This is a genomic window from Secundilactobacillus paracollinoides DSM 15502 = JCM 11969, from assembly GCF_001311135.1.
In the GTDB taxonomy this organism is placed as follows: Bacteria; Bacillota; Bacilli; order Lactobacillales; family Lactobacillaceae; genus Secundilactobacillus; species Secundilactobacillus paracollinoides.
Map to the genome: position 1 here is coordinate 25,652 of NZ_BBAG01000012.1, position 12,358 is coordinate 38,009.

Here is a 12,358-nt window from a genome sequence, read left to right on the forward strand (position 1 = left end):
GCCAGAAATGCAGGATAACTATGATGTCGTGATCATTGGCGCAGGTCTGTCAGGGAGCGTTGCTGCTGTTGAAGCAGTCCAAAAAGGGTTGTCAGTTCTTGTTGTAGAGAAATATGAGTCGGTTGGCGGTAGTGGTAACTTTGTTGAGGGGATTTTTGCAGTTAATTCATACCTGCAACAGCAGCAAGGTATCAGTCTTTCGGAACAAACGATTTTAGATGAAGAACTGAACTATTCACACTATCTTGCTGATTCAATCATCTTAAAAGACTATATTCATGCCAGCGCCGCTAACGTTGATTGGCTAAGGACGTTAGGGTCAGTTACCTTAAGGTTTTGGAACAAGCCAACGGTTTTCAGACATGGCATTTGTTTGAAGGTCTTGGTAAGCAAGTGATTCAGCAAATTTTGTTACCACTAGCAAAGCAAGGTGGTGCAGAGGTTGTAACGGGATATTCCGTTGATAGGCTAAATATGACGAAGGATGCAATCACTAGCATTCATCTGCAAAAGGGGCGTCAACAACCCCACACAATTTCAACTAATGCGGTCATTATCGCAAGTGGCGGTTATCTAAATAATGAGTGGATGATTGATCATCACACGCCGTTCCAAATGCCGATTCTACCCATTAATTCTGGGCATAATACAGGTGATGGCTTACAACTTGCCTATGATGTAGGTGCTCAAAAATCCAAACTTGGGGTTATTATGCTATGCGGTGGGACAATCAAAGATCTATCCCAGCCGGCGTACAAGTACAGAGACGATTCAGTTTGCATTGCTGCGGCTAAACAGGGAATGCTTTGGGTTAACGAAAGAGGTAATCGGTTCGTTGATGAAAGTATTGCTGAGAATTTGTCACTGGCGGGTAATGCATTGGTCAGTCAAAATCGAGTATTTAGTATTCTCGACCAGACAACTTTGAACCAGTTATCCGCTGGTCCGATCCCAAGACCAATGAATTTTGGTGCGGGCGCGTTGACGCAATTGTCGGGGTTGACGGATGAAGTTGCAAAAATGGCGGCTTCTAATCAACCTTATATCCATACTGCTGAATCGATAACAGAGCTAGCTGAACAGCTCGACACACCGAAACTTGTTGAGACGGTAACCCGATATCGTCAGTTTTGTCAGCATCAAGCAGATGACGACTTTGGGAAACCTGCTAAGTATCTATATGATCTGTCCAAAGGACCATACTATGCAATTGAGTTAGCTGCTGGTGCTTTCTGTACGGTTGGTGGACTGAAGGTCGATCGAGGAAATGCTGTCTTAAATCACAAAGGTCAACCTATCAGTGGCTTATATGCAGTTGGCAATGACGCTGCTGGCGTACTGGTTGGAGATACTTACGGCTTTAATGTGCCGGGGACTGAGGCTGGATATGCCGTGTATTCGGGGCGTCATGCTGTGGATAGTATTGCCGATTTAATTTAACAACACTAAAAAGAAGCCCATCATTTCTGATTGGCTTCTTTATTTTAGGTGACATTAGCGTGAAGACGATTTTTGAGTGCTTGCGGCAATGCTTTTTGTCCTAGCTAGTGGGAACACTCTCCAGAAGCTCTCAAACCATTTTCCTCCGCGCTCTATTTCACCAAGTAAACCCGATCCTGAATCAAATCAAAATCCGGAAGTGCTGGTTCAATTTCTCAACCTCTGGTGACTCAAGCAACGTTGCGTTATCCCAGAATTCTTTTGAATCCGTGGCACCGTTCTTTTCGCCGATGACAATGAAAGTAAAGTCCTTGTCCGACTGACGGATTTTCTGCAACAAGTCCCAATCGATTGTGAGGCCGTCCGGCGACCAGACCATCACAATGACGTCGACCTGGTTCTGGTACTTCTCAAAGGCATCGCTGGCTGACAACTGTTCGATTTCCGTCACCGGATGGCGTCCAGTCTGATTCTCTGCGGTCCAGTCTTTGCTGTCGGTGGCAATCACGTCTTGCTTGTTGTCGCGCAGCCCCTTTGACACGTATCCGTTGCCCGCCATGACTTCCAGCGTTGGCCGACCGTTGATAAATTCGGCCAGGGCCTTAGCAAACGGCGCTGAAATATACGCCCACATCCCGTATTCCGTCTCTAAATAATCACGGAAGCCGCGTAACTGTTTGTCGAGATCCGGCAGGGCTGCGGACAGCTCATTCCATACCTTATCGCCGCGGGGGTCGCCGGCGGGATAGGTCTGATTAACCGTTTTAAAAATCGTATCCTGGATATCGTCTGGCAGTAACAAGACTGGTAACGTCTGGGGTAACAGCCCTTGTTTCAACAACCGGTCGGCGGCAATGACATTATTGATCAGCACCTTCACTGCAGGGTAGTCGTTAAACAACTCAAGGTACGCCGACATCTTAGCAATGTAGCCGGACGGCGCTTTGGCGTTTGTTGCAGTTTTATTTTTCTTAGCCTGTTTTAGTAGTTTTTTGCGTTGTTTCGGGTTCATCCGTTATCCTCCGTAAGCAAAAACGACCGTTATTCGCGGCCGTCCAAGTGTAAGTCCAAAGATTCTTGTTGATTTTTCGGTTGCGTCACCGTTCGGCGCTCTTTGCCGTGCAGGTAGCCATCAATCAACTGATATAATTCGTAACGATCCTCTGACGTTAATGGCGACTTGTTAAATGACAATTCCTTGCCAGACAAGAATAGTCGACCAAGGTCGTATTCATCGCGTTCTGACTTGCCGGCCAAATAATCCATGGTCACGTCAAAAAATTCCGCAATCTTTCGCACTTCCATGAAGGAAGGCACCCGGATGCCGCGTTCCCAATTACCGATCTGGGCCGATGTATTTGGGTGTTCGTTATCTGGATCAAGTTTGTTCAGTCCGTTCGCGAGGGCTTTCAGGGTCAATCCCTGCCCACGACGCAGGACCCGAAGTCGTTCTGGAAACATGTGCATCACCTCTGTTACCTCTATTATACCGCGTGTCACGACAGTATGGGGCGTTCTAGTTTAATAACCTCTCGCTAAGTTGTATAAATGTGTCGATATCATTTTCAATCAATGCGACGCCCTGTTCCCAGAAGTCTGGTTGGGTAAGGTCGACGCCAAGGTGTTTTTGGGCCAGGTCTTCAGTACTCATGTTGGCGGTATCGCGTAACAGGGCGATATATTGGTCTTCAAAGTTATCGCTCTGTTGTGCGCGAGCGTAAATGCCGAGACTAAAGAGGTAGCCGAACACGTAGGGGAAGTTATAGAAGGGCACATCGTCAATATAAAAGTGCAGTTTTGTGGCCCAGAAATGTGGCGAGTAACTGCTCAGTGAGTTGTTGAAGGCATCCTTTTGCGCTTGCAGCATCATGTTGTCCAGTTCTTCAGCCGTCAATAAGTGATCCTGACGCGCGTCGTAGAACCGGGTTTCAAATAGATAACGGGCATGAATATTGAGAAACATGGCCAGCGGGTTAACCATCTTAGCGTCCAACAGGGTCAATTTCTCGGCATCCGTCTTCGCTTCCCGAACGTTGGCGTCCGCCACGATCATTTCAGCAAACGTGGAGGCCGTTTCCGCGACGTTCATCGCATAATCCTGGCGGAAAAATGGCAAGTCGGTCATGACGCTGCTGTGAAAGGCGTGGCCCAGTTCATGAGCAATGGTTGCCGCATCGTTAGCCGATCCGGTAAAGGTCAGAAAGATTCGCGATTCTCCCGTTTCGGGCAGTGATTCCATGTAGCCGCCGGGCTGTTTAGTGGGGCGATCTTCGGCTTCGATCCACTGGTGGTCAAAAGCGTATTGTGCCAACTGCGCCATTTTAGGCGAAAACGCGCCAAATTGTTTAACGATAAAATCAGCTGCTTCATCGTAGGTAAACGTGTGCGGTTTGACATCACCCACGTGAATCGGCGCCTCGACGTCTTGCCAACCCGCGTGGTCCTTGCCCATGAGCTCAGCCTTTCGCTGCAGATAGGCCAGCAACGGCTGTTTGTGTGCGTCAACGACCTGCCAGATCGTTCGCAGTGTTTCAGGCTTCAGTCGATTCATCTCCAACGGCCGTTTGAGGTAATCGGTTGTGCCGTGGGCTTTATAATCTGTCAACCGGGCGCCTGCCAGGTGGTTCAACGTGTCGGCAAATAGATCTTCCTTTTCAGCCCAAGCCGCCTCCCATTTTGGCAGCAGCTCAGCGCGGTAGTGTGGGTCGGGGTTGCCCAATAACTGGTTGTTGGCTTGGCCGGCAGAGAGTGTCACTGGGTCGCCTGCCGCATCGTGAAACGGCACCTGAATCGTTGCAACCAGTGAATCGTAGTGACTGGACCACGCCTTTAGCCCATCGATATTAAGCTGGGTAATCAGGGATTCTTGTTCCGGTGGCAGGAGTGCCTGACCCTGGTGACGGAATTCAGTGAGGTTAAACGCGACATCTGTTAATGCTGGCTGTGCCAGTAACGCTTTAAATTGCGACGCTGTGAAAGTCACCAAGCACTGCTTGTACGCATTTTCAGCAGTGTCGGCCTGTGCTTCTAACTGTTGAACGCGAGCGGCGACGGGTTTAACGGCCGCATTTGTGATGTCATCGGAGCCTTGCCCCGTCACAAAAACATCAGCTTGAAGAAGACCAGCCTCAATTTTTTGAAGCGTGTCGGTTAATTGGATAAATGTGGGAAATGAGGGTGCATCTTGAGTGGCATCGTAGGCGGTTAGTTGTTTCTGAAAATCAGTCAGTTGCTGCGCCAGATCAGCCATCCGCTGATTCAAGGCTGTCGAAGTGGATCCCACCAGCAAAAACGGCATCGAGGTCCCAGTTCATTTTGTAAGTCATGGCAATTTTCCTTTCGAGACAGTATTTATTGCCTAAGTCTAGCATGGTTTCGGGACAATTTCAGACTTCGGCCAGCAAAATCGTAAAACCTGTTTTGCATCTTAGTAATTACCTGCGTTATACTAATGACTTGTGACGCATACTTACAATTAATAATCAAGGACATTAACCATCGAGAGAAAGAGGAACGCATTGTGACAAAACGTAAGAAACATTGGCTCGTCGGGTTGCTGATCGCCGTTGTGATCATCTGTATCGGCATTGGCGGTGCCGGCTATTACTTTTATAATATGGCGGTTGCGCGCGGCAAGAAGGGCTTTGTGAACACGTCGCTGACCATTAAAAAGAATGACCCGAACCGAACACAAAAATTGTGGTACAAGAACGCGAAGAAATACACTTGGCATGAGATGTCGGCGACGGGGCATTTGAAACTCGTTGCGAGTTACGTTCCGGCGTCAAAGAAGACGAACAAGACGATCGTGATTGCTCACGGATTCGGCGGCAGCAGTGCGAACATGGGCGCCTACGCTGGGTTATTTCACGAACTTGGGTACAACGTGCTGTTACCAGATGACCGCGGTAATGGCCGCAGTCAAGGGAACTACATCGGTTACGGCTGGCCTGACCGGTTAGATTATTTAAAATGGATCAAACAGGTCATCCACAAAAACGGGCAACAATCTGAAATCACGGTTTTCGGAACGAGTATGGGCGGCGCCACAACCATGATGGTCAGTGGCGAAAAAACGCCGAAGCAGGTCAAAGCATTTATCGAAGACTGCGGCTATACCAGCGTTTATGACGAGATCGTGTACCAAGCGAAATCAATGTACAACATTCCGCAATACCCGCTGGTACCGTTGTGAGTGCCATCAACTACCTCAAGAATGGTTACACGTTTAAACAGGCCAGTTCGCTGAACCAGGTCAAAAAGAACCATAAGCCGATGCTGTTTATTCACGGGACAAACGACACCTTTGTCCCAACTAAAATGGTGTATCGACTCTACGCTGCGGACAAGGGGCCAAAACAGTTGCTGCTGGTGAAGGCGCCCAACACGCTAAGTCCTATGCGCACTCACCAAAACTGTACACAAGAACGGTCAAACATTTCTTGGATAAGTATATGAAGTAAATCGCAAGTCGTCGCTTTTGTAATACCGCTTTTTGGCGTATAATATGAGGATGACTGTGAGTGACTTATGATTGAAAAGAAGGGAGTGCCGTTTTGATTCTAACAGGCTTTATCATTTTAATGCTGGTGATGCTGGTTATCGGGCTGATCATTGGCGGAGCAAGTCGCCGTCATCAATATCGTGCCGAGATCGCCAACGCGAAACAGCAGGCTGAGGCACTCCGGGACAAGGCGCGGCGGATGCAAAACAACAGGCATCAGCCTACCTTGCCAAGGCGAAAACGACCATCCAGACCGAACGCGACAATAGCGAGGCAGAAATTACTGATCAACAGACGGATGTGACGAACCGGGTCAACCGGGTCGAACAACGTAAAACGTCACTTGACCAAATGGCCGAACGGTTAGATCAGCGTCAGTCAGCCATTGATGACACGAATAATGAAGTGAAAGCGGAACGCAATCTGCTGGCACAAAAACGCCACGAAGCGTCCGAATTATCACATAAACGTCAGGAAGCCATCGCGGAACGGGCAGAGTTGCAACCAGAGGCTGCACAGCAAATGATTCGTGATGAGACGACCCAGCAGCTGGCAAACGAAAAGGATGCCACGGTTCGGGAACTAACGGATAACGCTGAGGCTTCTGCTGATAAGGCTGCTCGTAACCTGATTATCGAATCAATCAACGCGGGCCAGTGGATCTGCCGCGAGAACACGCTGAGCATACCGTTTTAGTGCCCACCAATGACACAAAGACGAAACTTGTTGGGCGCGACGGCCAGCACATCCGGTTACTGGAATCACTGACTGGGACTGACCTGGTGTTTGATACCGAACAACCTAACGTGTTGATCATCAGCACCCATGATCCGGTTCGGCGGGAGACTGCGCGAATCGCAATCGAAAGTTTATTGGCTTCGCGAAAGATTACCGCTGCCAACATTGAAAAACAGGTCTTGACCGCTGAAAACGATGTGTTGAAGGACCTGCGACAAACGGGTGAGAAGGCCGTCAGCTCGTTGAAGATCGGGTTCATGCATCCCGACTTTATGAAGCTCATCGGCCGACTCAAGTTCCGGACTTCTTACGGGCAAAACATGCTGAGTCACTCCATTGAAGTGGCGCAGATGTGTGGCGTCATGGCATCGGAACTCGGTGAAAACGTTCGGTTAGCCAAACGAGCGGGGCTGTTGCATGATATTGGGAAGTCCATCGACCATGAGATCGAAGGAACCCACGTGGAAATTGGGGCCGCCCTCGCAAAGGCTTACGGCGAAGATCCCGTTGTCATCAACGCCATTGCAGCGCACCATGGTGACGTGGAAGGGACTTCACCAATCGCAACCTTGGTTGCCACCGCGGACTCTGTTTCAGGGTCACGGCCAGCGCCCGGAGTGAATCAGTCGAAGAGTACATCAACCGACTTCATAGTTTGGAGAAAATCGCAAACGACCACACCGGTGTCCAGGATAGTTACGCTATCCAAGCCGGTCGTGAAATTCGAATCGTGGTTCAGCCTAAAGTGCTGGATGACGATGCCAGCGCCAAATTGACCAACGACGTCAAGGACCAGATCGAACGCGACCTAACTTACCCAGGTAAGATCAAAGTCACTACGATCCGCGAACTTCGCACAGTTGAATACGTTGGCGATAAACCTACTAAGAAAAAATCAAAGAAGAAAAAGCGTGCTTGATTGTACGTTACGAAACCGCACTTCCGGATGGGAGTGCGGTTTTTGTTTGCAGGTATCTTTCCGTTGCATTCCGCAATTTGGCACTCCGCTTACCTTGAGCACATTTTGACGTTTGGTTAAGTATCACAACAGCATTAAACCCTAGTTCTTAAAGAATCCGCCCTCGACAGCTTTAAGTCCACTGTCAGAAATGCTATAGACCTGGATTGGATTTAAGGTGACGATTAGCTGAGATATTTAAGTTAGTTGACTCATTTATCTGCAGTTAACTTCGAAAAATCCCATAATCCAACTAGTACAGTTATGTTTGCTTCAACATTTTTCAATAGGCAGCGTTCGGCAAATGCCAGATTATGACCAGTCAAGCGCGGATAATCTACAAACTGGGGCTAATTCTTGTTAGATATTTAGCGGATGAATTAGAGGATTGCTTTGTGAGTGGCATGGAGTAAAGTTGGGCGGTTGACGTGGTGTCGAGACTAGTTAGCGAGGGTCCTGTCCTCGGTTACTAGTCTGGGAGCCGGAGGAGATCCTTGAATTTCTGAAAGAAATTCAATAGCTCCGGAGCGACCCACTACGTCGACCGCCCAACTTTACGGAATGCCACGGAATCCATAGCCAGACTCAAACCACAAAAAAGACATCCCAGAAAACAGGATGCCCTAGCGAATAACTTCAAAATTATGGTTTACGGTTGCGTTGACTGTTGGATGATGGCGCAAATAGTCAGCGATAATTTGACTCATCGGGGTCTTGTTTTCGGTGATGATCTTATCAGCTGAAAACATCCCGAAGTGGCCGCCACCACCAGCGCGGTAACGGTTGAGTGCGATTCGAAATTCCTGATCATCAGTCACTGGCAGGCCCTTATAGAGCAGTCGGTCGATGCGTTGACCAATTGGTTTGGCGACGTTGATGCGGTAATTGATGCCTTCATACATATCGTAGTTATAATGGCGTAATTTAGGAGAATAGAAGGCGGGATTGACCGCAATGTTGCCGTCGTCATCGATCATAAAGTATTCAGCGCTTTGTTCAAGCGCTGCTCGGAGGTCCCTGCCGGTGATCAGTTCAAGGGCAAGGCCGTCTGGATAAACGTAATTGGTCATGATGTTGCGCATGGTGATGGGGTCTTCAAAGCCGTGCCCCTCGTTGTTAAAAAGCGACGTTGCTGAAATGTCGGCGTCCATGGTTTCGATTTGAACCCGTTGAATAAACTCTGTGTAGGCTGTTTCAACCATTCGCGCTTGGGCGGCGTCGGCAAAGGTGAGGTGGCCGTTAATTTGCGCCAGGGGCTCTGCCAGCCAAGCGTCAACTGTTTGGTCAAGCGCCTTGCTCGCACGTCGCATAGTGTCGTCAAAGGGCGCATTTTTGGTATCTAGCAGTTCAGCTGAGTGATCTACGACTGCGTAGCCGGATTTCGTTTTTTCAATCGTCAGTGTGATCTTACCGACTGCCTCGCCGCGGTAGCCGGGTTGGGTGACTGGGACGCCAAATAGGGTGTCCGCAATTTTTCGGTGCTGGTGCCCGGTCACGAGCGCGTCGATACCCTCGACTTCTTCAAGCAGCTGGTAGGCTTCGTTTTCGCCGTTGCTGATAGATTCAATGAGCTGTCCCGTTTTAACGTTGCGTTCGAACCCGCCGTGATAACAGACAACGACCACGTCCGCAAGCTTATGCAGTTCGGGGACAAGGTCACGTGCCACTGAAACGGCTGACCGGAATGCCACGTCATAAACGTCGCTGTGGTTACGCCACTGCATGACGGCTCTCGTGGTGAGGCCGATGATGGCGACCTTGACGCCGTTAAACGTCATGATACGGTATCGCTGGCCAAACAATGGTCGCTCATCGCCATCTAACAGGTTGGCGTTAATGATCTTGCGGTCGGTGGTGTTCAACGCTTTTTCCAGATAGGCGGTGCCGTAGTCAAATTCATGATTGCCTAAAATGCCGATATCATAGTGAATCTGATTATAGATATGCATCAGCGCTTGCGGATCTGGAGTTGCCTGCACCTGAGCCACATAGTAAGCAAGCGGCGATCCGGCTAGGAAATCGCCGTTATCTACGGTAATGACCGGCCCGGTGGCAGCTTGCTGCTCGCGGTGAATCACACTGGCTGCCCGAATCAGACCAAACGGCATATTGGCATTGGGTTTAACGTAGTTCGTGGGAAAGACGAAACCGTGCGTGTCGCTGGTTGAAAGAATGGTCAGTTTCATGTGCTACCTCCATTGACGAAATATCGTCGTAAAGTGGGTCAGAGCAAACAAAACGGTGACCCCCGTTTAACATAGAATTATAAGGCTTTTGGGGGGGAAAGACAATGAGAGCGTGGAAGAAGGCGGTTAAGGGGCAGAATGTAAGCAACCCTGGCAGAAATCCCCGAACCTGGGATTTTGCCAGGGTTGCTTACATGGCCGCCCCTTGCCTTCTGAAACGCGTTTCGGCACAGAAGCCAAGAAAGACAATGTAAAAGCACTTCTGAATTAAGGGGGAGGTAGAACGTGAAGAAGGGCCGAATCCCGTTACACGTTAGCGCCATACCTTGTGGAATGGGCATCGACACGGATGCAAAAAAGGGTCTCGGTAACACTATTAAAAAAAGGACCCGTCAAGCAATTTCCAAACAGAAATCACTATCAGGATCCATATTGACCAACAAAATCATCCTCTAATGCGTAAACCCATACTTCTTCGGCGTCTCATCTTCATGAAACACAATATGTGCCTGATTCAGCTCATCAATAGCCGCGTTAAAATCCTGCACAAAATCAACGGCCATATTCATCCCGAAATCCGCCCGAACAACGATCCGTTGCACCACGGTCTGCGAGAGATCATCAGGCAGCGGATAGGCAGGTACTTGCCAGCCTTCATTAACAGCCGGTCAGACAGATCATACAGGGTCCATTCGTGCTGGTTATCGGGCTTTTGGCTGTAACAGATGACTGGTAATTGGGCGCCATCGTTGACGATATCAAACAACGCCGTTTCTTCGAGGGCGTGGGTCAAATACTGAGCGACCTCGTGGGTCCGGGTATGAATGGCTTTGTAGCCCTGATAGCCGTAGCGAATAAAGTTGTAGTACTGCCCAATTAATTGGGAGGCACTGTGCGAGAAGTTGATGGCCATAGTTGGTAATTCACCGCCAAGGTAGCTCACTTTAAACACCAGCTCCTCCGGCAAAAATTGTTTATCACGCCACAGGACCCAACCGACACCTGGATAAACGAGCCCATACTTGTGGCCGGAAGCGTTGATTGAAATGACGTTTTTTAACCGGAAATCCCATTTTAGATTGGCTTCCATAAATGGCGTGTAAAAGCCGCCTGAGGCCGCGTCGACATGGATGTACACTGGAAAATTAGTCTTTTGATTGTGCGCCTCTACCAGCCGGTCTAAGCCCGCAATGTCGTCGTAGCGGCCACTGTAGGTGATGCCAAGAATGCCAACGATACCGATCGTGTAGTCGTCCACGTAGTCCATGACGTGGTTGAGGTCAAGGGAGAGGTGGTCAGCGTCCATTGGCACAGTGCGCAACTCGACGTCCCAGTAGACGCAAAACTTTTCCCAACAGACCTGATAGCCGGAACTGATGACTAAGTTCGGCTTTTTGGCGTTAATGTCCAAGCCATGTTTTTGCGCATTTTTACGCCAATTAAACTTCATGGCCATGCCGCCGAGCATGCACGCTTCAGAGGAGCCAATCGTCGAAGTGCCCATAAAGGCTTCATCCTTTGGTGCGTGCCAGAGATCGGCGATAATGTTGACACACCGATTTTCAATATCGGCCGTTCGTGGATATTCTGATTTATCAATGGCGTTCTTTTCAAACGACTGTGCCATGAGTTTTTCGGCTTCTGGTTCCATACAGGTCTGACAAAATGTGGCTAGATTAAGTCGTGAATTGCCCTCATCGAGCAGTTCGTCTGAAACAAGTTCATAGGCTTCCCGTGGTTCGATCGGGGTATCGTTGAGTTTGAATTTTGGAATGTCGCGATTTCCGCGTTGGATCCAAAAATCGGACTAAGGTATTTCGTTTCATCATCTGAGGGTTTCCCGTATAACATTGCCATAATGACAGCCTCCTCCAAGGTTAAATAAACCGGTTACATTTCTGTACGATGACTTAAATGTACCTAATAAACAGGTGTTTGTAAACGGAAGTGCCTTTAGTCAATTGAAAGTGACAATCACCGTTACTTGCAATATTAGGTGCTAATTATAACGGAAAGAGAAATATGTATGGTTATTTTTAGTGCCTGACCAATGTTATAACGTTTTCACGAGAGAAAAAAAACATTTTTAAAGGTTAATGACGTAAAATACTTTGTTACGCTGACCGGTGGTTCCGGATATTTCACGTGTTAATTGCTAAGGAATTGTTAGTAAACGCGTCTGATTGAAACTGATTTCACCGGCAATTTAGGGTTGCCGATCACACTGGAAAACAGCTGTAATTGTTCCAAAAAATAGACGCTAAACACTGCTATGGCAGCGTTTGTTAAAAATGAAGGCACAAAAAACCTGTCCGGGGGAGGACAGGTTTTACACATAGGAGTAGGCATTTTCGTGATGGGGTTCACGGAAATATAAATTTTACTTTGGAGGAGTAAAATGAAAAAGCTTACTTAATATTTGTAATTTAAATATTAGGCTATGGTCTTAATATAAAGGATAAATGTGAAGAAAGTGTGAATTTCTGATAACAAAATCGTAACTCAACTTGATAATTCAATGGTTTGCCCCAT

General features: G+C 48.4%; 4 protein-coding genes and 5 pseudogenes. 4 read left to right on the forward strand and 5 right to left on the reverse strand.

Annotation, left to right across the window (positions count from 1 at the left end; all coding sequences use genetic code 11):
- Positions 1–7: 7 nt before the first annotated feature.
- Together JCM11969_RS19750 and JCM11969_RS06135 are read left to right on the forward strand one after the other, a co-directional pair.
- Positions 8–397, forward strand: coding sequence for an FAD-dependent oxidoreductase (locus tag JCM11969_RS19750; protein ID WP_054709459.1), 390 nt, complete (start codon positions 8–10; stop codon positions 395–397).
- Complete coding sequence (locus JCM11969_RS06135) at positions 337–1,440, forward strand: FAD-binding protein (protein ID WP_162231457.1); 1,104 nt, start codon at positions 337–339, stop codon at positions 1,438–1,440. Before JCM11969_RS19750 ends, JCM11969_RS06135 begins: the two co-directional genes overlap by 61 nt.
- 152 nt (positions 1,441–1,592) lie before the next feature.
- Here the strand turns inward: JCM11969_RS06135 and JCM11969_RS06140 are convergent.
- The 3 genes and pseudogenes from JCM11969_RS06140 to JCM11969_RS06150 form a co-directional block, all read right to left on the reverse strand.
- Positions 1,593–2,452, reverse strand: a pseudogene (locus JCM11969_RS06140) (SAM-dependent methyltransferase).
- Positions 2,453–2,481: 29 nt separating this feature from the next.
- On the reverse strand, positions 2,482–2,901 hold the full coding sequence (locus tag JCM11969_RS06145; RefSeq protein ID WP_054709507.1) for a helix-turn-helix domain-containing protein: 420 nt from the start codon (positions 2,899–2,901) through the stop codon (positions 2,482–2,484).
- A 55-nt stretch (positions 2,902–2,956) separates the two neighbouring features.
- Positions 2,957–4,766 (reverse strand): annotated as a pseudogene (locus JCM11969_RS06150) (M3 family oligoendopeptidase).
- A 194-nt stretch (positions 4,767–4,960) separates the two neighbouring features.
- On the opposite strand from JCM11969_RS06150, the pseudogene JCM11969_RS06155 reads away from it, so the two are divergent.
- Together JCM11969_RS06155 and rny are read left to right on the forward strand one after the other, a co-directional pair.
- Positions 4,961–5,903: pseudogene (locus JCM11969_RS06155) on the forward strand (alpha/beta hydrolase).
- 93 nt (positions 5,904–5,996) lie between these two features.
- Positions 5,997–7,601, forward strand: a pseudogene (gene rny / locus JCM11969_RS20340) (ribonuclease Y).
- A gap of 662 nt (positions 7,602–8,263) precedes the next feature.
- On the opposite strand, the gene JCM11969_RS06165 reads toward rny, so the two are convergent.
- A complete protein-coding gene (locus tag JCM11969_RS06165) occupies positions 8,264–9,826 on the reverse strand; it encodes a bifunctional metallophosphatase/5'-nucleotidase (RefSeq protein ID WP_054709465.1) in 1,563 nt (520 codons plus the stop codon).
- 452 nt (positions 9,827–10,278) lie between these two features.
- Positions 10,279–11,677: pseudogene (gene gad / locus JCM11969_RS06170) on the reverse strand (glutamate decarboxylase).
- Positions 11,678–12,358: the final 681 nt, after the last annotated feature.

What these genes read in the sequence shown, in the direction of transcription:
- JCM11969_RS19750 (WP_054709459.1), top strand. Translation starts at nt 8, where the DNA reads ATGCAGGATAACTATGATGTCGTGATCATTGGCGCAGGTCTGTCAGGG.
- JCM11969_RS06145 (WP_054709507.1), bottom strand. Translation starts at nt 2,901, where the DNA reads ATGTTTCCAGAACGACTTCGGGTCCTGCGTCGTGGGCAGGGATTGACC.
- JCM11969_RS06165 (WP_054709465.1), bottom strand. Translation starts at nt 9,826, where the DNA reads ATGAAACTGACCATTCTTTCAACCAGCGACACGCACGGTTTCGTCTTT.